At 60.2% G+C, this 22,132-nt stretch carries 16 protein-coding genes, 1 tRNA gene and 1 other RNA gene; 11 read left to right on the top strand and 7 right to left on the bottom strand.

The features are described 5' to 3' along the window. Positions 1-161: 161 nt before the first annotated feature. Complete coding sequence (ileS, locus tag HMPREF1255_RS07320; protein ID WP_024111499.1) at positions 162-3,350, bottom strand: isoleucine--tRNA ligase; 3,189 nt, start codon at positions 3,348-3,350, stop codon at positions 162-164. Between the two features lie 565 nt (positions 3,351-3,915). Between ileS and HMPREF1255_RS07315 the strand changes: the two genes are divergently transcribed. Genes HMPREF1255_RS07315 through HMPREF1255_RS09450 form a run of 3 tightly spaced genes read left to right on the top strand, consistent with a single transcriptional unit; the run spans position 3,916 to position 6,136 of the window. Further along, positions 3,916-4,419, top strand: a complete 504-nt coding sequence (locus tag HMPREF1255_RS07315; protein WP_024111633.1) for an RNA polymerase sigma factor — start codon at positions 3,916-3,918, stop codon at positions 4,417-4,419. Beyond that, positions 4,412-5,491, top strand: a complete 1,080-nt coding sequence (locus tag HMPREF1255_RS09850) for a hypothetical protein (RefSeq protein WP_024111532.1) — start codon at positions 4,412-4,414, stop codon at positions 5,489-5,491. The genes HMPREF1255_RS07315 and HMPREF1255_RS09850 overlap by 8 nt, the downstream gene beginning before the upstream one ends. Positions 5,492-5,515: 24 nt before the next feature. Then, positions 5,516-6,136, top strand: a complete 621-nt coding sequence (locus HMPREF1255_RS09450) for a LiaF domain-containing protein (RefSeq protein ID WP_024111509.1) — start codon at positions 5,516-5,518, stop codon at positions 6,134-6,136. A gap of 83 nt (positions 6,137-6,219) precedes the next feature. Here HMPREF1255_RS09450 and recR read toward each other — a convergent pair whose 3' ends face one another. From recR to ffs, 4 genes are all read right to left on the bottom strand, one after another. Next, the gene (gene recR, locus HMPREF1255_RS07300; RefSeq protein ID WP_024111409.1) at positions 6,220-6,822 is read right to left on the bottom strand and encodes a recombination mediator RecR; all 603 of its coding nucleotides are present in this window, start codon (positions 6,820-6,822) and stop codon (positions 6,220-6,222) included. A gap of 3 nt (positions 6,823-6,825) precedes the next feature. Beyond that, on the bottom strand, positions 6,826-7,134 hold the full coding sequence (locus HMPREF1255_RS07295) for a YbaB/EbfC family nucleoid-associated protein (RefSeq protein ID WP_016456775.1): 309 nt from the start codon (positions 7,132-7,134) through the stop codon (positions 6,826-6,828). Positions 7,135-7,179: 45 nt separating this feature from the next. After that, a complete protein-coding gene (locus HMPREF1255_RS07290) occupies positions 7,180-9,531 on the bottom strand; it encodes a DNA polymerase III subunit gamma and tau (protein WP_036917496.1) in 2,352 nt (783 codons plus the stop codon). Positions 9,532-9,775: 244 nt separating this feature from the next. Next, an RNA gene (gene ffs, locus HMPREF1255_RS09650) (signal recognition particle sRNA small type) lies at positions 9,776-9,872 on the bottom strand. Positions 9,873-9,954: 82 nt separating this feature from the next. Between ffs and HMPREF1255_RS07285 the strand changes: the two genes are divergently transcribed. Continuing rightward, a tRNA-Ser gene (locus HMPREF1255_RS07285) sits at positions 9,955-10,042 on the top strand. Positions 10,043-10,157: 115 nt separating this feature from the next. Next, positions 10,158-10,472: a multidrug efflux SMR transporter gene (locus HMPREF1255_RS07280; protein ID WP_024111411.1), complete on the top strand. Its 315-nt coding sequence runs from the start codon at positions 10,158-10,160 to the stop codon at positions 10,470-10,472. A 295-nt stretch (positions 10,473-10,767) separates the two neighbouring features. Here HMPREF1255_RS07280 and HMPREF1255_RS07275 read toward each other — a convergent pair whose 3' ends face one another. Further along, entirely contained in the window at positions 10,768-12,081 is a 1,314-nt protein-coding gene (locus HMPREF1255_RS07275; protein ID WP_036917649.1) for a M20/M25/M40 family metallo-hydrolase, read from the bottom strand. A gap of 276 nt (positions 12,082-12,357) precedes the next feature. On the opposite strand from HMPREF1255_RS07275, the gene HMPREF1255_RS07270 reads away from it, so the two are divergent. Further along, positions 12,358-13,884 carry an alpha-amylase family glycosyl hydrolase gene (locus HMPREF1255_RS07270; RefSeq protein WP_016456779.1) on the top strand — a complete coding sequence of 509 codons (1,527 nt, stop codon included), beginning with the start codon at positions 12,358-12,360 and terminating at the stop codon, positions 13,882-13,884. A 37-nt stretch (positions 13,885-13,921) separates the two neighbouring features. Here the strand turns inward: HMPREF1255_RS07270 and HMPREF1255_RS07265 are convergent, their stop codons facing one another. Next, on the bottom strand, positions 13,922-14,554 hold the full coding sequence (locus tag HMPREF1255_RS07265) for a TIGR03085 family metal-binding protein (protein ID WP_024111416.1): 633 nt from the start codon (positions 14,552-14,554) through the stop codon (positions 13,922-13,924). 191 nt (positions 14,555-14,745) lie between these two features. Between HMPREF1255_RS07265 and HMPREF1255_RS07260 the strand changes: the two genes are divergently transcribed. The 5 genes from HMPREF1255_RS07260 to HMPREF1255_RS07240 are packed head-to-tail and all read left to right on the top strand — an operon-like array spanning position 14,746 to position 21,892. Then, on the top strand, positions 14,746-15,129 hold the full coding sequence (locus tag HMPREF1255_RS07260) for a DUF6394 family protein (protein WP_016456781.1): 384 nt from the start codon (positions 14,746-14,748) through the stop codon (positions 15,127-15,129). Positions 15,130-15,140: 11 nt separating this feature from the next. Continuing rightward, on the top strand, positions 15,141-16,967 hold the full coding sequence (locus HMPREF1255_RS07255) for a TrkA family potassium uptake protein (RefSeq protein ID WP_024111421.1): 1,827 nt from the start codon (positions 15,141-15,143) through the stop codon (positions 16,965-16,967). 41 nt (positions 16,968-17,008) lie between these two features. Next, positions 17,009-18,871 carry a 2-oxoacid:acceptor oxidoreductase subunit alpha gene (locus tag HMPREF1255_RS07250; RefSeq protein WP_036917493.1) on the top strand — a complete coding sequence of 621 codons (1,863 nt, stop codon included), beginning with the start codon at positions 17,009-17,011 and terminating at the stop codon, positions 18,869-18,871. Continuing rightward, on the top strand, positions 18,864-19,913 hold the full coding sequence (locus HMPREF1255_RS07245) for a 2-oxoacid:ferredoxin oxidoreductase subunit beta (protein ID WP_024111616.1): 1,050 nt from the start codon (positions 18,864-18,866) through the stop codon (positions 19,911-19,913). The genes HMPREF1255_RS07250 and HMPREF1255_RS07245 overlap by 8 nt, the downstream gene beginning before the upstream one ends. A 29-nt stretch (positions 19,914-19,942) precedes the next feature. Then, positions 19,943-21,892 carry a M13 family metallopeptidase gene (locus tag HMPREF1255_RS07240; protein WP_024111521.1) on the top strand — a complete coding sequence of 650 codons (1,950 nt, stop codon included), beginning with the start codon at positions 19,943-19,945 and terminating at the stop codon, positions 21,890-21,892. The last annotated feature ends 240 nt before the right edge of the window (positions 21,893-22,132 follow it).

The raw sequence follows: 22,132 nt of genomic DNA, 5'->3' as shown, positions 1-22,132 counted from the left end.
ACGTTTCAGGATATCCGCGAGCGGCATGAAAAGCGAAGCCGTAACAAACGTGGTCGGCGAGCCCGGAAGCTCCTTTGCGAAAAGCAACAAGACGCTCTGACTAGGCAAAATAGAAGAGGCTGGCCGATTGGCCAGCCTCTTTAACCATGATTTGCCACGAGCTAGTTTGTATCAACCTTCGCTACGGCAACCTGGAGGCCCAGGTCGTCGTCGCAGGCCCAATCCATTCCAGCCTCGGCCTCGCGCATTTCAACTGCGAGCACCTCGCCGGCGATCATCTCGGAGTGTTCCTCGATGGCCTGCTTCAGCATGCGATCGGCGGCCTCCCAGCGCAGCGAGATGCGGTCGGAGACGTCCAGCCCGCTAGATTTGCGGGTCTCTTGGATGAAGCGGACGGCGTCACGGGCAAGTCCTGCGCGAACCAGATCGTCGGTCAGATTCAGGTCCAGGGCGATCGTCTGTCCGTCACCCTCCACGACGCTCCAGCCCTCGCGCGGGCGCTCGGTGATCAAGACGTCGTCGGGGCCGAGCTCGACAGCGCCCACCTCGGGGACGTCGATTGTGACGCTCTGTCCCGCGTGGATCTTGACTGCCAGGGCGGACGCGTCCGCCTCGGCAACCGCTTTGGCGACGATCGGGGTCTGCTTGGCGAACCTCTTACCCAGCGCGCGGAAGTTGGCCTTGGCGCTGTAGTCAACCAGATCCCCCGCCGCGCGGAACGACTCGACCGCGCGAACGTTGAGCTCGGCCAGGATCTCTCCGACCAACTCGTCGGTCAGCTGATCGTGGGCTGCGGAGCTGACCAGGGCGCGAGACAGCGGTTGACGAGTCTTGATTTGCGCCTCGGCGCGGGCCGCGCGACCCAGCTCGACGAGAGTGCGGGTCAGCTTCATGGCCGACTCGAGCTTGTCGTCGAGGACGGACTCGTCGACGACGGGCCAGCTGGTCAGGTGCACGGACTCGGCAGCCTGCGGGTTGGTGGGCACGATCAGCGACTGCCAGATCTTCTCCGCGATGAATGGGGTGATCGGAGCCATGACGCGTGCCAGCGTCTCGAGGGTCTCGTGCAGGGTCCACAACGCGCTCGGCTCGCCCGCCCAGAAGCGGCGACGGCTGCGACGCACGTACCAGTTGGACAGGTCGTCGACGAATTCTTGGATCAGGATGCCTGCGTGCTGAGTGTCGAAGCTTTCGAGGTCTGCGGTCACGTCCTTAACCAGACGCTGGGTGGCGGATGTCAGCCAGCGATCCAGAACGTGGCGATCGGCCAGCTCGGGGGCCTGGCCTTCAGCCGGGGTCCAGTCGTTGGCGTGCGCATAGAGCGCCTGGAAAGAAACCGTGTTCCACAAGGTCAGCAGCACCTTGCGGACAGTCTCTTGCAGCGTGGTGTGACCGACTCGACGAGACGCCCATGGCGAACCTGAGCAGGCCATGAACCAGCGAACCGCGTCGGCGCCGTGCTTGTCCAGCAGCGGGATCGGCTCGAGAATGTTGCCCAGGTGCTTGCTCATCTTGCGGCCGTCCTCGGCGAGGATGTGGCCGAGGCAGAGCACGTTCTTATATGAGCTCTGGTCGAACACCAGTGTGCCGACCGCCATCAGCGTGTAGAACCAGCCGCGCGTCTGGTCGATTGCCTCGCAGATGAAGTCCGCCGGGTAGTGTTCTTCGAAGGCTTCCTTCGAGCCCTCGACATAGGGGTAGCCCCACTGCGCGAACGGCATCGAACCCGAATCGAACCAGGCATCAATGACTTCCGGAACCCTGCGGTAGGTGCCGGGCGTGCCGTCGATGGTGAAGGTGATGTCGTCGACGAACGGGCGGTGCGGGTCCAGATCGGTGAGGTCCTTGCCCGCCAACTCGCCGAGCTCCTTGCGGGAACCGACACAGATCAGCTTGGAGGGGTCCTCGTCGTTGCGCCAGATCGGCAGCGGCGTGCCCCAGTAGCGGTTACGCGACAGCGCCCAGTCGATGTTGTTGTTCAGCCAGTCGCCGTAGCGGCCGTGCTTGATGTGCTCCGGGAACCAGTTGGTTGCCTCGTTTTCGCGCAGCAGCTCATCCTTGATCTGGGTGGTGCGGATGTACCAGCTCGGCTGCGCGTAGTAGATCAGCGGGGTGTCACAGCGCCAGCAGTGCGGGTACGAGTGGGTGTAGTTCTGAATCTTCCACATCAGCCCGCGCTCAACCAGGTTGTCGATGACCGGCTTGTCGGCGTCCTTAAAGAAGAGGCCGCCAACGAGGTCCAAGGAAGCGTCGAAAACGCCGTCGGGGCCAATCGGGTTAACGAACGGCAGCCCGTATCCGCGGCAGGTTGCCATGTCCTCAGCGCCGAAGGCCGGAGCCTGGTGGACGAGGCCCGTGCCGTCCTCGGTGGTGACGTAATCGGCGAGCAGAATGTAGTTTGCCGGCTCATCGGAGTAGTCGGCGAAATCGACCAGCTCCAGCGGGCGCTGATAGTTCCAGCGCTCCATCTTTGCTCCAACCGTCTTTTCGACGATCTGCCAGGCCTCTTCGTCCTCACCAACAGCAAGGATCTTTTCGGCCAGCGGCTCGGCAACCACGACGCGGTCGTCGCCGCGCTGCGCCAGCACATATTCGACCTCGGGATGCACGGCAACCGCGGTGTTGGAAACCAACGTCCAGGGCGTGGTGGTCCAGACGATCAGGTCCGCGCCTTCCCACGGGCCGCTGGCGAGCTTCATGCGCACATAGATGGACGGTTCGGTGACGTCCTTATAGCCCTGCGAAACCTCGTGGTCGCTGAGCGCGGTCTGATCCTTTGGGCAGTACGGCGTAACGCGGTAGTCCTCCACCAGGCGGCCGTCGTCGAAGATTTTCTTCAGCGCCCACCATTCGCTCTCGACGTAGCTGGGCTTCATGGTCCAGTAGGCCTCGTCCAGGTTGACCCAGTAGCCCATGCGCTCGGTCAGGTCTTTGAACTCGCCCACGTACTGCTGAACCGAGTCCCGGCACTTGTTGTTGAACTTCTCGATGCCGTATTCCTCGATCTGGTCCTTGTGATCGAAGCCGAGCTCCTTCTCTACGGCGAGCTCAACCGGCAGACCGTGACAGTCCCAGCCGGCCTTGCGGTCGACGCGGAAGCCCTGCATGGTCTTGAAGCGAGGGAAAACGTCTTTGAATACGCGGGCCTCAATGTGGTGGGTTCCCGGGTGGCCATTGGCCGTCGGCGGGCCCTCGAAAAATGTCCACGTCTGGCCGTCGGAGGTTGCCTCCCAGCTTTTCGTGAATGTGTCGTTTTTAGCCCAGAAGTCGAGAACCTCGTGGTCCATCTCGGCGAGATCGATCTGCGCCGGGACCTCGGCATAGGTGCGGGCCTTAGGCGTTTCGCTCATTTATCCCTCTCTAGCGATTGTCACTAACGAAAGGGACGACGTCACCGCCGCGGTACCACCCTTAATTGGCAGATAGCTGCCCGCTTAATTTTATTGTTGCTGCCGGTTCTACTTGGTTTTCGCCGTTCTTCCAGCGGCTCCGAGGTGATTGCCTCATCAGCGCCTTGCAACACACACAATATGTCGAGGTGGAAAAACTGGCCAATTAGCTTCCACGATCTGGACTTAAAAAAATTTTTTTATTTTGTGTAACGAAACCACACCCTCACCGCATCGGTACTAATGAAGGCCGCTGAAAACAGTCTTCCTGGGTCTCCCAGAATTACCGGATGGGTATTTTCTTGGGTGACTTTTGCGACGAATATGGGGAATTTTTCGTCGACGATCTATTCGATCAGTTTTCGCTCTTCTAGCCTCGGTGTTGGGGACGCCGAGGCCAGACGAAAAAGATTCGATTGCACTGCTTAAAAATGAGAATGGGTGCCTGCATGGTAAAATGTGAAACTCGCACAGCGCGAGGCGTATACACATTTCCTGTACCTGTTTTCCTTAGAAAGGTCAGCGGTTGGCAACCAGGGAAGACTTCCAACAGTTGCTGGCGGAAGAGACGCCAGCTCTGTTTCGTCGTGCCCTCCTGCTTTGCCACGACTGGCATTTCGCCGAAGATCTCGTGCAAGAAACGGCAGAGAAAATGCTGAGGCAATGGAAAAAGGTCTCGGCAGCTGAAACTCCGAGCGCTTATTGCCAGCAGATCCTTACGAACATCTTCCTCTCCTTCGCCCGTAAACGTGGCTACCAGGAGACCCCGGTTAATGTTTTTGTCCCCGAGGAAGTCGATCCTTGGGAGTCAATCGACACCGAGTTGAGCGTCGCTAAGGCTTTAGCGACGCTCAGTCCACTGGAACGCGCAGTGGTTATTGGCCGCTATATTGACGACCTCCCGGTCGCTCAGATCGCTTCCATGCTCGGCAAGTCCGAGGCTTGGGTGCGGGTCAGTGCGCACAGAAGCCTCCAGAAGTTGAATTCGCTAGACAGCACAGCAGAGAAGGCGGGTGAGGCAAATGCTTGAGAAGCTTGAAGAACTCAAGAACACCCCTGCCCAGCCGTCCGCTTTCACTGACGCGCTCGCAGCGAATGCCTACAAGTCGGCCACCCACGCGCACCTCGTGCATCACGTTGTCATTGCGCTGTCCACCGTTTCCGGCGTCGGCATCGCCGCAGCCTTGGCCTTCGGTCTGGTGAGCGGTCAGCCCGATTCAGACGGCGACATCGCCATCACTCCTGGCCCGACCGCCTCGCGGTCTCGATCAGTGACGCCCAGCGCCACCCCAACGCCGAGCCCGTCCGCTAGTTCTGCGGACGCCCAACCTTCGGGAGCCGAGCCTTCGGCAGCTTCTGCGCCCGTCGTCAGGCCGCAGGACGTGGGCGGTTCTGATACACAGAATTCTTCGCGGAACTCGAACGGTTCTGATGGCCCGCGCGTTGCCCCGCGTAATGCGGGCGAGCTGCCCGATGCTGCTTCCCGGGTGAATGTCCCGACTGCGGCTCCTGAGCAGCCGTCCACGCCTGCGGCCACACCCAGCCACAAGCCTGCGCCGAGCGTAAAGCCCTCGACCGAGCAGACCCCGGCACCGAGCCCGGATAAGTCCGTCACTCCTAAGCCGACGCCGACACCGGAGCCCACTCCGACACCGACTCCGAAACCAACGCCAGATCCTACTCCGGTGCCCACTCCCGAACCGAAGCCGAGCGTGCCCAGCGCACCCAAGTCGTGTTCTGAGGTTGACGGTGCTTTCTCGCCGTTCATCAGGGATAACTCCGAAACCGGACTGGTTGAATGGGGGCTGACGTTCAAGAACAATTCCGACGTCGAATGCGTGATCGACACTAACATTCGCGCTTACCTGAAATGGACGCGTCACGACCCGGATGGCGATAGACAGATCAGCCACGAGAGGGTCTGGCGAGGCGTCAACGAGAAACCGCTAGTGGCGGCCGGTGGCGAATACGAGTTTCGCGCCGACCTGGTTTTCAGCAAAATCGATTCGGCAGAATCCAGCAATTTCCGGGCCTATTTCTGGACCAATTCCAAGCCTGACGACGACCGGAAGAATCCGGAGATCACGACCACGCTCCGCTAGCCTTCGCCTTGTTATTCTTTAACCATGCCAATCAGCGAAGATGAACGCCGCGACGCCCAGGCAAAACTGTCTGCCGCCTATGCGAACAAAATGTTAAGCGACGAAGATTTCAACCGCAGGGTTGAACGGGTTTGGGGCACGCAGGACTCTGCCGAGTTGGCGTTTCTGATCAGTGACCTCAACCAGGGCTATCAATGGCCGCTAGTTCAAGATTCTCACCGCGCCGACGAGGTTGTTAGCAAAAACTATGGTGTCCCTATCAGTTATTCTTCGAAGCCTGGTGAGGCCGGCAGGGAATTTTCTGTTGGCATTTTAAGCGGTCAAGAGATGGTTGGGCCCTGGGTTTGCCCTTCGAGGCACGTCACGATTTCCGTCATGGGCGGCTGCGAAATAGACCTGCGTTACGCGAAGTTTCAGTCGCAAGAGGTCGAGATTTCGTGTTGGAATCTGATGGGTGGCACAGAGATCACGGTTCCCCCGGAGATGCAGGTCAGCATCAAAGGCTTCGGGATCATGGGCGGTTTCGGCTGGAAGAAGCCGCAGATGGCCTCGCCGTGGCGGGAAACGCCGGAGGGCTCTCCCCGAATCACGATCACCGGTCTGGCTTTGATGGCTGGCGTCGAGGTAATCCGAAAAGAACGTTAACTGTCACGTTCACGAAGGGTAGAGCGCGGCAGTAGCGCTAGCTTTGTGCGAGGCCCATCGCTAGCTTTGTGCGAGGCTCATCGCTAGCTTTGTGCGACGCGGCGGCCGCTGAACGCCCTCCCCAACGTGACCTCGTCGGCGTATTCAAGATCGCCACCAACGGGCAGGCCGGATGCCAGCCTGCTGACCTGAACGCCGGGTGTTTCGGCGAGCAGCCTGGTCAGGAAGGTGGCGGTTGCCTCCCCCTCAAGGTTCGGGTTGGTGGCCAAAATGATCTCGGTGACGTTAGTGTCGGACAGCCTCTTGAGCAACTCGGCGATGTGTAGGTCGCCGGGGCCGCGGCCGTCGATCGGGCTGATGGAACCGCCAAGGACGTGGTAGAGCCCACGGAACTCGTGCGTGCGCTCGATGGCGACGACGTCTTTGCTCTCCTCCACCACACAGATTTTCGTGCGGTCGCGGCGGTCGTCGCGACAGATTCGGCACACTTCCTGGTCTGTGACGTTGAAGCAGATCTCGCAGAAGTGCACCTGCTCCTTCACCACGACAAGGGCGCTGGCTAGCGCTTCGACGTCCTCTTTGGGCTGGTCTAGCAGCCAGAAGGCGATGCGCTGGGCGCTCTTCGGGCCGATGCCTGGCAGCCGCCCAAGCTCGTCGATTAGGTCTTGAACTGGTCCGTCGTACAAGTCTTAGAGCCCCATACCGCCGAGGTCCGGCATCAGGGACTGTGCGCGCTCGGTGACCTGGCTGGCGGCGTCGCGGACAGCTGCGATGATCAGGTCGGACAGCGAGTCCAGGTCGTCTACGTCGACTGCTTCTGGAGAAATTTTCAGGTCGGTCAACATGCCCTGGCCGCTTACGGTTGCGATGACGAGATCTCCGCCAGCCGTGCCGGTGAACGTCGACTCGGCCAGCTGTTGCTGGGCCTGCTCAAGCTGGGCCTGCATTGCCTGCGCCTGCTGCAAAAGCGCGTTCATGTCCATGCCTTCGGGTAACATCCAATCCCCTTAAAATCTTCTCCGGCGCGGTTTCGTGCCGGCTATTTAGCTTACCTGGTTGTTGTCTGGGTCCGAATCGTCGAAGATCAACTTGCCACCCAGCTTGGAGGTGATCAGCTGGTCGACGCTGACGGTTGGGTCGTCGATGACTTCGTCGTCTAGGGACACGCCTTCGACGACCGCTTCGGAGACCGGCTCCGCATCTTCCTCTTCGGACTCTTGCCTAGGCGAATGCTGCTGACCGTCGTTGGTGACCGTTTTTATTCGCAGATCCGCCCCGATGACGGACTTCAGCGCCTCGAGAAGAACCTCTTGGCTCTCGCCACGCTCGTATGTTTCTAGCGTGCCCGGCGAGTTGAAGCCCAGCGTCAAAACGCCGCCCTCCAACGCCACAACGGACGCGTTTTGGCTCAGCAGTGCGTGCGTGAACCGCTTGCGGCGCTTCACCTCTTCGAGGACATTCGGCCAAAGCCGGCGCACGTCCACCACGCTCAGCGGCTCTCCGTCGGGCCTAGCGCCAGATGGTTGCTGAGCGGCCTGCTCTGCCGAATGCTGTTGGGGCGCCGGACGCTGCTGCGGAGCCTGCTGCTGTGCAGGCTGACCCTGATTGCCCCGGTGCGCTGAATCCGAATCTGGTTGCGGAGCTGCCTGCTGGGGGGCAGGTCGTTGCTGTGGCGCCGCCTGCTCGGGGGCCGGGCGCTGCTGCGCTGGCCGCTGCTGGGCAGGTCGTTGCTGCGCGGGTGGCTGGGAACCTTCGGCGGCCGCGGGCCTTTGTTGAACCGGGGTCTGTTGAGCAGGACGGTGCTGGGCTAGCCTCTGCTGCACTGGCTGGGCGGCACCCTGCGGAGACTTCCTCTGATCTGGCTGCGCCTGCTGAGCATGCTGCGGCTCGGAGTGCCTGCCTCCACTGCGCGCCGGCATCTGCGGCATGTCCAGCCTGCGTTCGATGCGATCCAGCCTGGCGTTGATTCCCGCGTCGTCGTTATCGGCGGCCGGCAACAAAACCCGCGCGCAGATCAATTCCAGGTTGAGCCTGGGCGCGGTGGTGCCGCGCATCTGCGTCAGACCGGTTGCGAAAACCTCGGCCGCACGAGTCACCTCGCCGGCACCCAGCGCGCCCGCCTGAGACGTCAACCGCTGGGCTTGGTCGTCGGAAACGTCGATAAGGCCGGAGCTGATGGCGTCGGGCACCTGAGCGACGATCACCAAATCGCGCATTCGCTGCAACAGATCCTCGGCGAAACGCCTGGGATCCTGACCGACCTCGATCACCTTGTCGATGGTCTTGAACACGCCCTTACCGTCGCCGGCGGCGAAGGCGTCGACGATCTCGTCGAGCAGGGCATCGGGCGTGTAGCCGAGCAGACCCGCCGCCTGCTGATAGCTAACCTCACCCTTATCGGCAGCGCCGAGCAACTGGTCGAGCACAGAAAGCGCGTCACGAACCGAGCCTGCACCCGCGCGGACAACCAGCGGCAGGACGCCCTTCTCCACCTGGACGTTCTCGGCCTCACAGATCTCCTCAAGGTAGCTGGTCAGAATTCGCGGCGGAACCAGCCGGAATGGATAGTGGTGGGTTCGCGAACGAATCGTGCCGATGACCTTCTCCGGCTCGGTGGTGGCGAAAATGAACTTGACGTGCGGCGGCGGCTCCTCAACCAGCTTCAGCAGAGCGTTGAAGCCCTGCGGCGTGACCATGTGGGCCTCGTCGACGATGTAAACCTTGTAGCGGCTGGCGACCGGGGCAAAAAATGCGCGTTCGCGAAGCTCACGGGCGTCATCCACACCGCCGTGGCTAGCCGCGTCGATCTCGATGACGTCAATGGAGCCTGGCCCGCCCGTCGCCAGATCTACACAAGACTGGCAGACGCCACACGGGTGCGCAGTCGGGCCCTGTTCGCAGTTAAGGCAGCGGGCCAAGATTCGCGCGGACGTGGTTTTACCGCAACCGCGGGGGCCGCTGAACAGATATGCGTGATTGACCTTGTTATTTTCGATCGCCCTCATCAAAGGTTTGGTGACGTGATCCTGACCGATGACTTCCTCGAACGAGTCCGGGCGGTAACGCCGATACAGCGCCAAGTGTGCGTCGTCTTCCTCATCGGCGACGGCCTCAACCTGGTTCTGCAGCTCGGTTTTCTCGACCATCTCGGTCACCTGATCGGGGGGAGCGGGCTCCTCGTCCTCTTCGATCGGGACGACCTGCTCCTCCTGCGACAGCTGAGCAACCTCGGCAGGCGGCTCGTGGTTCACCGGAGGTTGGGGAGCGTCAAAAAGCCCCGGACCGTCCTGCTCAAAGAAATTATCGGGCAGTTCGGCTTCCGGTTGGGTGCCGTAGTCGTCGTATTCGGGGTCGGAGTCAATCACGTCATAAAGCCTAGAGTCCCCCACTGACATTTTCGATATCGCTCTGAAAAGTTGGGCAAAATCCCGTCCCGCCCAGGTAGGCACCCACGAACTGCGTGACAAAACATGGACACTAACTATAAAAATCTGGCAATGCGGCGCAATAAAACCTTCCGGCTAGGCACTTTACAAAAGGAAGCAAGAAAGACTGGCCCTGACAGACCACGTCTTGCCGGAACTCGCCAAAATAAAACCCCAAGTTCAAAGGACTACAGTCAGATGGTTTTTAGGCATAAAAAGGGGTTCCCCGCGCACCCGGTAGAGCTCACTTACCCTTGCTGCCTTCCGACCCTGGGGGAGTTGGGCGAGATTCCGCCGCGCGGAGAACCTTGATAAAGGTTAGCACATCAAATACATACCGACCGCATCCACTCATTTGACTAACCCGCGCACCTATCCGTTAAGATGGTCCGCGGAGGATTCGCCTAGAGGCCTATGGCGCTCGCTTGGAAAGCGGGTTGGGTTCACGCCCTCACGAGTTCGAATCTCGTATCCTCCGCCATTCGAGTTGAAGCCCCCGTCTGGGGGCTTTCACTTTTTCTAGCCGAGGCGTCCGCCTCACCGGACGAGTGGCCCGCCGTACCCGGATCTGACGACGGTCGAGGCAGAAGAAAATCATGCACTGGTTAATACTGATCGTCTCCGGAATGCTCGAATCCGTCTGGGCCACCGCGCTCTCCCAGTTGTCCCAAGGCAACAAGCTGCTCTGGAGTTCCGTCTTTCTCGCCGCCTGCGGTGCGTCGATGGGCGGGCTCGCCTACGCCCTCCGCGCGATCCCCGTCGGCACTGGCTATGCCGTCTGGGCCGGCTGCGGAGCGTTCACCACCGCCCTCGTCGGAATCATCTTCCTCAGCGAACCCGTAACCGTCGCCCGCATCGTGTGCCTAGCGTTAATTGTGACGGGAATCGTCGGGCTGCAGCTGTTCCACTAATCCCGAATCCCACAACCTCCATTAGCTGCCAGACCAGCAACCGCCCCGAAGCAGTCGGGTCAGCAGCCGACCTTGAACGTCCAGGCCAACCACCAACCGAGAACGTCCAGACCTACAACGACGTCGACGAAAAACAACGGGGACGGAAAAGTCCGTAGACGAGCTTTTATGCACCCGTTAAAAATTCTCAAGTTAGCGGGAACCAAAAGATCTGACTACGAGCTTTTCGGTTCCCGCTAATGCGTCGAAAATTAAAGAGAACCAAAAGGTCCGACTATGAAATTTCCTGCACCCGTTAATCAGTTTTGGCGATCAGGTTCCAGAGCACTCGGGTGCCGAACTCTACGGATTCGACGGGGACGCGCTCTTCTACGCCGTGGAACATGCGCGCGAACTCGTAGCCTTCTGGCAGTTTGAGCGGGACGAAGCCGTAGCCGGAGATGCCCAGCCAAGAGAACGACTTGTTGTCGGTGCCTGCGGACATGCAGTAGGGAACGAGTCGGGCGCCGGGATCTTCGGCGGAAAGCGCGTCGGCCATTTCTTGAACAAATGGCGTATCGATAGGCGCCTCGACTGCAGTGCCGGTTTTGTTGACGATCAGTTGGGCGTCGTCGCCGCATAGCTCGCGGATTTTGTCGAGGGAGCTTTCCTGGTGGCCGGGCAGGAATCTGCAGTCGATCTGCGCGGTGGCTACAGAAGGTATGACGTTTCCGAGGTCGCCGGTGCTCAGACTGGTGAGGTTCGATGTGTTGGACACCGTGGCCTCGACAAACGGCTTGGCGGCACCGAGAAGCCCGAGCACTTGGGCGGGATCGTCGATTCCGGTTATCTCAGTCAGGCCGTCAAACATGGACCTGACGGTGGTTACGTATTCCTGCGGCCAGGAGTATTCGGCGATGCGAGTCAGGGCGCGGGACAGCTTGGCGATGGCATTGTCGTCGTTCCTAAGGGACCCATGGCCGGCGGTGCCCGTCGCCTTGATGGTGGCCCAGTGGAAACCCTTCTCGGCGGTTTGCAGCAGGTAGGCACGTTTGCTGTCGCCGTCGGGTGTGGGCAGCGAAACTGAGTAGCCACCGACCTCGCTGATGGCCTGATTGCAGCCGGCGAAAAGTTCCGGATGGTTGCGCACTAGCCAGCGCGCACCGTTCCAGCCACCGGCCTCCTCGTCTGCGAGGAAGGCGAAGACGAGGCCGCGGCTGGGCACGATCTCGTCGCGGGCGATTTTGCGGACGATGGCCAGCATCATGCCAACCATCTCCTTCATGTCGACCGCTCCCCTGCCCCAAATGCAGCCGTCTTTTATTTCGCCGCTGAACGGGTCGACGCTCCAGTCGTGCGGGTCTGCGGGAACCGCATCGAGATGGCCGTGGACGAGCAGACCGTCACGGGATTTTCCGGCGATCTGCACGACGACGCTGTGGCGTTTGGGCGCTGCAACGAAAGTCTCTCCGCTCAGCCCCACCTCCGCCAGGCGGTCTAGAACGTATTGCGCGGCCTCTTCTTCTCCTGGGCCGGTGCCGTCGCCGTAGTTTGAGGTGTCAATCCTGATCAATTCTTGCGTGAAGCGAATCGCCTCTTCGCATAATTCGATTAGATCCGTGTTTTCCATCTCATCCCTTCGGTTTGGACTATTTCCATCTTCTTCGAAAATTTCGTCTGGAAAAAATTTTGTTAGCGCTTTTTGAGGTTTTCCTTTCACGCTTTGAGCGGAAGAAGGGGGTCGAACGAGCGCAGCCAGCGTAACAAAGAGGGTTAATTTGTTCGGTCTGCACAATTTAGTGCGCATAACTTTTTAGTCTCTGGCATATGCGCCTTGAGCGTTTTATTAGCGTTCGCCTATAAAATTAAATTCACATTTCTAGGCATTTTCAGAAAGCGGTTACGGATGTCTTTCCTGGACTACTCGAACACTCGGGATCTAACCTACTGGCGCAAATTTGAGGAACGCGAGTCGGACTGGCGAAACGGCGCGTGTATCTATCAGATCATCGTGGACAGGTTCGTCCCTGCGGCTAATCTTGACGCCAAGAGGCATCTGTATGAGCGCCCGAAGCAGCTGCACGACTGGTCGGAGGAACCCCGGAAAGGCCACTACCTGCACGAGCACGAGGTGTGGAGCCACGAGCTAGATTTCTGGGGTGGCGACCTGCAGAGCACCCGCAGCCGCATCGATTATCTTAAGTTTTTGGACGTCGACGTCCTCTACACCACCCCGATTAACCCGGCCTGGACCAATCACGGCTACGACGGAATCAGCTACCGGGGCGTCCGCGATGAATACGGCACCATGGACGATTTCCGCGCGCTGGCTAAAGATCTACACGACAACAATCTGCGGCTGATTCTAGACGGCGTCTTCAACCACTTGGGACGCAAGTCGCTGGCTTTTCAGGAACAGCCAAACCCCGATAACGCGAGCCGCAGCTGGTTCGAGATCGACCCGAACCTGCCCGATGGCTCACGGAACTGGGCGAATGTGCGAAACCTTCCGGAACTGGTTTTGGAGAATCCTGCGGTTGCGAAGCATCTGTGGTCGGGCGCGGATTCGGTGGTGCGTTCATGGCTGCGCGAGGGCGCGGACGGGTGGCGCCTGGATGTGTCCTACGAGCTGGGCATGTATTTCTTGGGCAAGATCACCCAGGCCGCGCACCAAGAAAAGCCAAAGTCGCTGGTTCTCGGCGAGATGCCTAACTGGCCGGCCGAATGGTTCCCCGAATTGGACGGAGTGCTGAATTTCCCGCTGCGCGAGATAATCATTCGCATCGCCGACGGCCGCATCAGCTCAGCACAGGGTCAGCGGATGATGGAGCGCATGTTCGACGAATGCGATTTCGAGCACATGCTCAAGTCGTGGGTTTACCTGGACAATCACGACACCGCCCGCATCACGCACGTGTTGCCGAACGAGCGGGAGCGTCGCCTGGCGATTTTCCTGCAGTTCACGCTGCCAGGGTCGGTGAACCTCTACTACGGCACGGAGCTCGGCATGACCGGCGGCGAAGAGCCTGAGTCCCGAGCCCCGATGCGCTGGGATCTGGCGAACGATTCCAACCAGACGCTCGCCCTATACCGCGACTTGATCAAACTGCGTCGCGAACACCGCGCGCTGCGCATCGGCGATCTGAACTGGCTGGTTGCCGAGAAGCTGCTGGGCTTCGAGCGCCGCACGAACCGCGTTAAGGATTCGGTCTTCGTCATCGCCAACCCCGGCAAGGAGACGGTTACCGAGACGGTTCTGCTCGCCAACTCGAAACTGATGGATCACGCGCTGCTGCTCGACGAGTTCACCGGACAGCGCCTCGAGATCATGCGTTCGATGGTCGACATCACGTTGGAGCCAGGCCAGGTAGCGGTGTTGACGCCGCTGGTCGAGCCGGTTGACGGCTACTCGCCGTATAAGCGAATCCACTAAAGGATAAAGGGCGGGACCTTCGGGCACCGCCCTTTATCTATACGGAAAGTTTCAGTTTTTCGAGCTCGGATTTCGCGTCTTCTGGGTCAAAGTCGAGGTTAGCCGCGTGGCCGCGTCCGAAGAACAGCATGACGAGTTCGCCCGGCTCACCAGAGATCGTCATCGGGTTTTCGCCAAGCGAAACGGACTCGGAGGCCCCTCCCCACTGGCCCTCTCGGTGCAGGATCAGGCCCCTCTTGAAACCTCTGAGCCTTACTTTCGCAAGTTTTTTGACTGCCGACCAGAGCGCGTCGTCGAGATCTTTGGGCAAGGTTCGGGGATCGTTGTCGCCGTCGCCGCGTCGCAAGTCCTCGTGGTGGACGAAGCACTCCAGTGTGTTGCCAAGTTCGTTTACCTTGGAAATCTTGAAGAACCCGCGTGGGCCAGCGGCGTACTTACCGACAAGGTCGTCGAAGTCGTAGCTACTTTTGACCTCCTCCATTTTTCTGATGGTCTGCTTGGCTAGCGGCGGAAAAAACATGCCGGCTGCCGCGATCGGGTCGGTTTCGCGCAGCCAAAGATGGGCAAGCAGGTCGTGGGCGGACCAGCCGTCACACAAAGTCACTGCATCCGGGCCGACGGCATGCAGCGTGTCGGCCAGTTTCTTGCGTTCAGAATTCGCCAAACTCATATCTCCACGCTATCCAGCCGGGCAACTGAGGCGTAAGAAAAACAAAAGGTGCCCAAAGAGAAATAAAAATTGTCAGAGGGCTAGATTATGTTAAATAGTCAGGGACTCCAGAGTAGGGTTAGTGTCCCTTTTAGTTCCGACTGGACGAAAGGCCAGCGGCTAGAGAAGTTTCGATTAGCAAGGACAATCTGATGAACCTCGAAAAAGTGGTGTTTGGTTTCTTCATCACTATGGCTGCGGCCCTCAACTTCGGATTCTGGTACGGGCCGATTTCCGAGCCGGCGATGCACAATGGCGCTGAGCTGATGGCCGCTTTGGTGACGAGCTTGATCGCCACGGTGCTCAAGTTCGGCGATCGAACCCAGCTCGGCGCTGTGCACCTGTCAACCAGCCTGGTTGCCGACCTGCAGCTAATTGTTGGCGTAATCGTCTGGGTGATCTGCTCTGAGATGACCACCACCGGTCTGACGTCAACGCACATCTCCGTCGTAGTTTCGCTGTCTGCAGGCGCGATGCTGGCCAACGCGGTCTCAGTAGTTTTGATGGTCGGCGAATTGTTGCAAGCACGCAGGTAGCGCTCAAAGATATGCAGACTCACGATCGCGATTTGAGGAAGCAGGGCGTCATATCTGACGTTTTCTACCTCGTCATGCGCAGGATGCGATTCCCCATCTTGTTGCTGATCGCAGCTTTTGCTGTAGCCACTGCCGGTTACACGATCATTCCGAGCACGGATGAGCTTGGCAACCTGGTGGATCCGCTGAACCCGTTCGAGGCCTTCTACGTCGTGGTTTACACGGCAACCACGATCGGCTTCGGTGAGATCCCGATTCCGTTCAACGCGGCCCAGCGAATGTGGACGCTGTTCACGGTGTTGCTGACTGTTAGCTGTTGGACGTATTCGCTGTTTGCGATCATCGGGCTGCTGCAGGATAAGGCGTTTGGCGAGACGCTACGGGCTGCACGTTTCAGCCGCAGGGTAAAGGCCATTAGGGAACCGTTTTATATCGTTTGTGGTGTCGGAGAGACCGGCATCCTGGTGATGCACGGCCTCGACCACCTGAACCTACGTTTCGTCGTCATTGATAAGCAGGAAGAGAAAATTAGCCGGCTGCGCCTGGAGGATTTCTCCGTGGATTTTCCTGCTTTGACCGGCGACGCCTCCAAACCGAATGCGCTTGTTTCGGCAGGTCTGATGAGCCGCTACTGCAAGGGTGTGGTTGCGCTTGCGGAGGACGACTCGGTTAACCAGGCAATTGCCGTCACCGTCCGCCTTTTGGCTCCGAAGGTGGCCGTCCTGGCTCGAATCCGAAACGCCGAGACCGAGACGCACTTAGGTGTGTTCGGCGGCGACCTGGTCATCAACCCGTTCGAACGTTTCAGCGACAATCTGGCGTCCGCCATCACGACGCCCGAGCGTTATCGCCTGCGCACCACACTCACAGGCCTAACCGGCGACCCGATCAGCCAGATCCACTACCCGCCCGCCGGCCACTGGATCGTCTGCAGCTACGGACGGTTTGGCCGCGAGATGACCGATAGCCTGCGCTCGGTTGGTGTGACGGTGACCGTCGTCGACAGCCAATACTTCGAGGATGGCGGGGTTGATGTTAACGGCACCGGGACCAAGAGCGACGACCTGAAGAAGGCGGGTATTGACCACGCCCTCGGTCTGGTTGCCGGCAGCGATTCGGACACCCGAAACCTGGCGATCGGCGTGACGGCCAGGGCGCTACGACACGACTTATTCATCGTCACCAGGCAGAATCTCCGGGCCAACAAGCCGCTTTTCGACGCGTTCGCAACGAACGTTGTCATGGAGCCGAGCCGTATCGTCGCTCAAGAGTTCCTGGCCAGAATCACTACCCCGCTGCTGAGCAGGTTCCTGCGTTTCTTCCCGCAGCTTTCCGAGGCCGAATGTCACAAGCTGACGGAAAAGCTGCTTCTGCTCGACCACGGCAGGATCCCCGAAATCTGGGATCTTGTCATCTCCAACCGTCGCACCCCTGCTGTCTTCGAGGCGATGCAACAAGACCGCCCGTTCACAGTGCGTCACCTGCTCACAGACCCGCACAACCGAGAAGAACTTTCCGATGCGATGGTGTTATTCGTTCGCCGGGGCACACAGAACATTGTGCTTCCGGAATTCGACTACGAGTTTCAACCAGGCGACCGCGTTCTGCTGGCGGGCTCTTCGCGGGCGAAGATAGACACAGAAGTTGGTCTTATTAACCCGATGGAACTTGCGTACATTCAAACCGGCGTCGACCGCTCCGGCGGCTGGCTGTGGGGCAAGCTCGCCGGCTTGCGCACCAAAAAGAACGACACGGTCAAAAAGGACACCGAGGACGAGATCGACATCGACGAAGATCTGACCACCGGGGAGCTCGGGGTAATCAGGGACGACGAATAGCTTTTAGTAACCGGCTACCCTTGATAGTCGTGACGTAGGGAGTGGTTTTGACTTACCAAGATGTTCAGCCCACCAAGGAGCTCGAACGCGTAGTCATCAGGTTCGCAGGCGATTCCGGTGACGGAATGCAGTTGACGGGCAACCGTTTCGGTGTCGAGTCGGCGAGGCTGGGCAACGACATCGTCACGCTCCCCGACTATCCCGCCGAGATCCGCGCACCGCGCGGCACGATCGGCGGGGTCTCTAGTTTCCAGCTTCAATTCGCCAGCACCGACATCTCGACGCCTGGTGAAACCGTCGACGCGCTGGTTGCCATGAACCCGGCGGCGTTGAAGAAGAGCTTCGACCTTGTGAAGCGCGGTGGGCTGGTGATCGTCGACAAGTCGGAGTTCACCGCACGCAACATCAAGAATGCGGGTTACAACGCCGACCCGCGCACCGACGGATTGTTGGCCAATTACCAGCTGGTTGAGGTGGACATCACTTCCCTTACCAGGGGAGCTGTCGAGCAGTTCGAGCTGGGCCGCAAGGGCGCGGACCGGTGCAGGAACATGTTTGCGCTTGGCCTGGTCAACTGGCTCTACAGTCGTCCAAACGAGCCGACGGAAGCATGGCTTGAGGAAAAATTTTCCAAGAATCCGGCGGTTAGGGACGCCAACGTTGCCGCGCTTAGAGCCGGCCACGCCTACGGCGAAACCGTAGAGGCTTTCGCGGTTCGCTATCGCGTCGAGCAGGCCGATCTGCCGCCCGGGCGCTACCGCCAGGTCAGTGGCACGCAGGCCCTGGCGCTTGGTCTATTGGCAGCGGCGAACAAGTCTGGCCGCCAGCTGTTCTTCAGCGCCTACCCGATCACTCCCGCCACCGATCTGCTGCAGGACATGGCCAAGCGCAAAGCGCAGGGCGTCATGACGTTCCAGGCCGAGGACGAGATCGCCGCGGCGGGGGCTGCGCTGGGCGCAAGCTACGGCGGCGCGCTGGGCGTCACCTCCACTTCGGGGCCGGGGTTCGTGCTCAAACAAGAGGTCGTGAATCTGGCCGTCATGACAGAGCTGCCGCTGGTGATCGTCGACGTCATGCGGGCGGGCCCATCGACGGGCATGCCCACCAAAACCGAGCAGTCCGACCTGTTGGACGCGATGTGGGGCCGCTCGGGCGAATCCCCGTTGCCGGTTTTCGCCGCGCGCACCCCGTCGGACTGCTTCCGCGCTGCTTTCCAGGCCTGCAAGGTGGCGCTCGAGGCGCGCACGCCCGTCGTGCTGCTGGTGGATGCCTACCTCGCCAATGGCACCCAGCCGTGGCGCTATCCGAGCCCCGCTGATCTGCCCAGCATCGAGCCAAATTTTGCTACGGAAAACAACAACCAGGACAAAAAATTCCTGCCCTATCTGCGCGACGAAAAACTGGCCCGCGCGTGGGCCCTGCCCGGCGTGGCCGGCACGGAGCATCGAATCGGCGGCATCGAGAAGGACCACGAAACCGGCGACATTTCCTATGCCCCCGCCAACCACGACGAGATGGTGCGCACCAGGGCGGAGAAGATAGCCCGCATCGAGGTGCCGGACGCCTACGTCGACGACCCGGACGGCGCGGATGTGGCAGTGGTCGGCTGGGGTTCGACGTGGGGCGCGATAGCCACGGCCGTCGAGATCGTGCGGGCTAGGGCCGGCAAGATCGCGCACATTCATCTGGATTCGCTGAACCCGCTGCCGGCCAACCTCGGCGACGTGCTACACAGCTACAAGAAAGTTGTGGTGGCCGAGGTGAATCTGGGCCAGCTTTGCATGATCTTGCGCGCAAAATATCTGGTTGCTGCCGAGAACTACAACCGGGTGCGCGGGCTGCCGCTGGCCGCCAGCGAGCTATCCGACTTCCTGCTAGAAAAATGCGAGGCGAGCAATGAGTAACGGCCTGACCGGCGTGCCGCTGGCCATCAACCCACTGAGCCGCAAAGATTTCGTCAGCGACCAGGACGTGCGCTGGTGCCCCGGCTGCGGCGATTACGCGATCCTCTCCGCCTTCCAGCAGTTGATGCCGAACCTGGGCATACGCAAGGAAAACACCGTCATCATCTCGGGCATCGGCTGCTCGTCGAGGTTCCCGTACTACGTCGATTCGTTCGGCATGCACACCATTCATGGGCGCGCGCTGACGCTAGCCACCGGGCTGGCGATGACCCGCAGCGACCTGGCCGTGTTCGTGATCACCGGCGACGGAGACGCGCTTTCCATCGGCGGCAATCATCTGATTCACGCGCTGCGGCGCAACGTCAACCTGACCGTGGTGCTTTTCAACAACGAGATTTACGGCCTGACGAAGGGCCAGTTCTCCCCCACTAGCGTGCTCGGGAAGGTGACCAAGACGTCGCCAATGGGCACGGTCGAGCCGCCGGTTAACGCGTCTGCGCTAGCGCTTGGGGCCGGGGCGACTTTCGTCGCGAGGGTGTTGGCGTCGGACCGCAAGCGGATGTCTCAGGTGCTCGAAAAGGCCGCAAAGCACCGAGGTGCCAGCCTGGTTGAGGTGTACCAAAACTGCCCGATCTTCAACGATGGCGCGTTCGAGGACGTCAACTCCGATGGGCTGATTTGGCTCGAGGACGGCCAACCGGCCGTCACCGCCGATGGCAAGCTGGGAGTTGTCGCTGGGCCCGATGGCATTGGGCTGGCCGACGCGTCGGGCGCGGACGTCATCAGCCACAATCCGCACATCGCCAACCCAAGCAGGGCGTTCGAGCTCAGTCAGCTGTCCAGTGCAGAACGTCCGGACGTTTCCGTAGCCGGCATCCTGCGCGAGGTGGAGGCCCCGACGTTCGACGACCTGAGCCGCGCCCAAGTTGATATCGGCTGCCCGAGGCCGTGGGGCGAGAACCCGCTGCAGCCGGCGCCTGCGTTGACCGATGACCAACTCGCGGATGCGATTGCCGGCCCAGACACCTGGGTGATCGACTAGAAATTTGGGGACTGGCTAGGCTTGGATGCGTGAGTGCATTGCAGCTAGATCATATCGATAACGAAGTTAAAGCCAGTCAGGACCTGTTTCGCCACGCAAACGGAAAGTGGCTCGATTCCGCCGAGATCCCGGAGGACAAGGGCGGCTGGGGAGCCTTCCAGAAACTGTCGGAGGATTCCGAAAAGGCGGTGAAGGAGATCGTCACCGGCATCACCCCGGACGACGACCCGACCACCGAACGTTCCAAGATCGCGAACCTTTACGCGTCGTTCATGGACACCGACCGCATCGAGGCCGTCGGCGTCGAACCGATCGTCGAGCTGGCGAAGAAGGCCGACGAGATCACATCTATCTCTAAGCTGTCCGGCTTTCTGGGTTATGCCGCGCGCTACGACCTGGGCGGGCTGTTCGGCATCGGAAACGACTCCGACCCCGGCAACCCCAACCGCTACCTGATCTTCGTCGGCCAGGGCGGGATTGGACTGCCCGACGAGGAGTACTACCGCCTTGACGAGCACGGCGACACCGTGGCGAACTACCGTAGGCACATCGAGCGCATGTTCGAGCTGGTCGGCTACGAGGACGCCGACGAGCAGGCCGACCTAGTGGTAGATCTTGAGACGAGGATCGCCGCCCACCACTGGGACAAGGTGCGCACCCGCGACATGGTGGAGATGTATCACCTGCAGACCTGGGACGAGTTCACCGCCACCTGCCCAGCGTTCGATTGGGACGCGTTCCTCAAAGAGGCCGAGCTGCCGAAGGAGGCAGTGGCGGAGGTCGTCAACTGCCAGCGCACGTTCCTGCCGGATGTCTCCGAGCTGCTCACCGACGTCTACCTGCCTGCTTGGCGGGCCTGGGCGCGCTGGGGTGTAATCGATTCCCTGGCCGGTGTCGGCCCGCAGGATCTTGTAGAGCAGAACTTCGAGTTTTACAGCAAGCAGCTGCAGGGCATTCCGCAGCTGCGCGAGCGCTGGAAGCGCGGCATTTCGCTGGTCGAATCCGTGCTGGGAGAGGCCATCGGCAAGATTTACGTCGCCGAGCACTTCCCCGCTGCCACGAAGGCACGCGCGCAGGAGCTCGTCGATAACCTGATCAAGGCTTACCACTCCTCCATCAGCAAACTGGATTGGATGACCGAGGCCACCCGCTCCGAGGCGCTCGATAAGCTGAGCAAGTTCCACGCCAAAATCGGCTACCCGGACAAGTGGCGCGACTACTCCGCGCTGCAGATTTCACCCGACGATCTGATCGGGAACGTGCAGGCGTCCAGCAGCTTCGAGTTCGATTACATGATCGAGCAGCTGTCCAAGCCCGTCGACCCCGACGAGTGGATGATGTATCCGCAGACGGTCAACGCCTACTACCATCCGCTGCGCAACGAGATCGTGTTCCCCGCGGCCATTTTGCAGCCACCGTTCTTTAATGCGGAGGCTGATGACGCCGTCAACTATGGCGGTATCGGAGCCGTGATTGGCCACGAAATCGGCCATGGATTCGACGACGAAGGTTCCACATGCGACGGCGATGGCCGTTTACGCAATTGGTGGAGTGACGAAGACCGCAAGGCGTTCGAAGAGCGCACGGCGTCGCTGGTGGCCCAGTACAACGAGCTGTCGCCGGCCGCCGCGCCAGAGGTTAAGGTGAACGGCGAGCTGACATTGGGTGAGAACATTGGCGACCTCGGCGGCCTGGCCATCGCGTACAAGGCGTGGCAGATTGCCTGCGGCGGCACCGAGCCGGAGCCGATCGGCGGACTGACAGGTGCTCAGCGTTTATTCATGAGTTGGGCCCAGGTTTGGTGTGGCAAGTCGCGTCCCGAGCGCGCACGTCAGTTGATTGCTATCGACCCGCACTCGCCTGCCGAGATTCGCTGCAACCAGGTGGTGCGCAACCTGGACGCGTTCCACGAAGCGTTCAACGTCAAACCGTCTGACCCGATGTGGCTCGCTCCGCAACAACGCGTCAACATCTGGTAATTGGGTGCCCGCTGTGCGTGTTACGGTCGCACAGTGGGCACTTTTGCATCAAATGGCGAAAACAACGCGGTTTTCGCAGCTTTAGGTGCAGTTAAGTAATACCTTCGAGAGTGCGGGTGCCGCAGGCAGTCCTCCGTCTGCTAGCGAAAACACGCCTGCAAAAAGCCATGTTTTTGAGTTGTTAACCATCAAGAAACTTTTAGTTAGAAAACCTAGATAGGTTGTTCTTAGTATTTTGCT

Origin of the sequence: Propionimicrobium sp. BV2F7, from assembly GCF_000510445.1 — a bacterium.
Classification (GTDB): domain Bacteria; phylum Actinomycetota; class Actinomycetes; order Propionibacteriales; family Propionibacteriaceae; genus Propionimicrobium; species Propionimicrobium lymphophilum.
Note: the sequence above shows the minus strand (reverse complement) of the source record. Positions and strands in the feature narration are given on the sequence as shown.

Coding starts and splice junctions, on each gene's coding strand:
- HMPREF1255_RS09450 (WP_024111509.1), top strand. CDS start 5,516: ATGCCAATCAGCGAAGATGAACGCCGCGACGCCCAGGCAAAACTGTCT.
- HMPREF1255_RS07280 (WP_024111411.1), top strand. CDS start 10,158: ATGCACTGGTTAATACTGATCGTCTCCGGAATGCTCGAATCCGTCTGG.
- HMPREF1255_RS07295 (WP_016456775.1), bottom strand. CDS start 7,134: ATGTTACCCGAAGGCATGGACATGAACGCGCTTTTGCAGCAGGCGCAG.
- HMPREF1255_RS07270 (WP_016456779.1), top strand. CDS start 12,358: ATGTCTTTCCTGGACTACTCGAACACTCGGGATCTAACCTACTGGCGC.
- HMPREF1255_RS07245 (WP_024111616.1), top strand. CDS start 18,864: ATGAGTAACGGCCTGACCGGCGTGCCGCTGGCCATCAACCCACTGAGC.
- HMPREF1255_RS07290 (WP_036917496.1), bottom strand. CDS start 9,531: ATGTCAGTGGGGGACTCTAGGCTTTATGACGTGATTGACTCCGACCCC.
- ileS (WP_024111499.1), bottom strand. CDS start 3,350: ATGAGCGAAACGCCTAAGGCCCGCACCTATGCCGAGGTCCCGGCGCAG.
- HMPREF1255_RS09850 (WP_024111532.1), top strand. CDS start 4,412: ATGCTTGAGAAGCTTGAAGAACTCAAGAACACCCCTGCCCAGCCGTCC.
- HMPREF1255_RS07255 (WP_024111421.1), top strand. CDS start 15,141: ATGCAGACTCACGATCGCGATTTGAGGAAGCAGGGCGTCATATCTGAC.
- HMPREF1255_RS07265 (WP_024111416.1), bottom strand. CDS start 14,554: ATGAGTTTGGCGAATTCTGAACGCAAGAAACTGGCCGACACGCTGCAT.
- HMPREF1255_RS07260 (WP_016456781.1), top strand. CDS start 14,746: ATGAACCTCGAAAAAGTGGTGTTTGGTTTCTTCATCACTATGGCTGCG.
- HMPREF1255_RS07275 (WP_036917649.1), bottom strand. CDS start 12,081: ATGGAAAACACGGATCTAATCGAATTATGCGAAGAGGCGATTCGCTTC.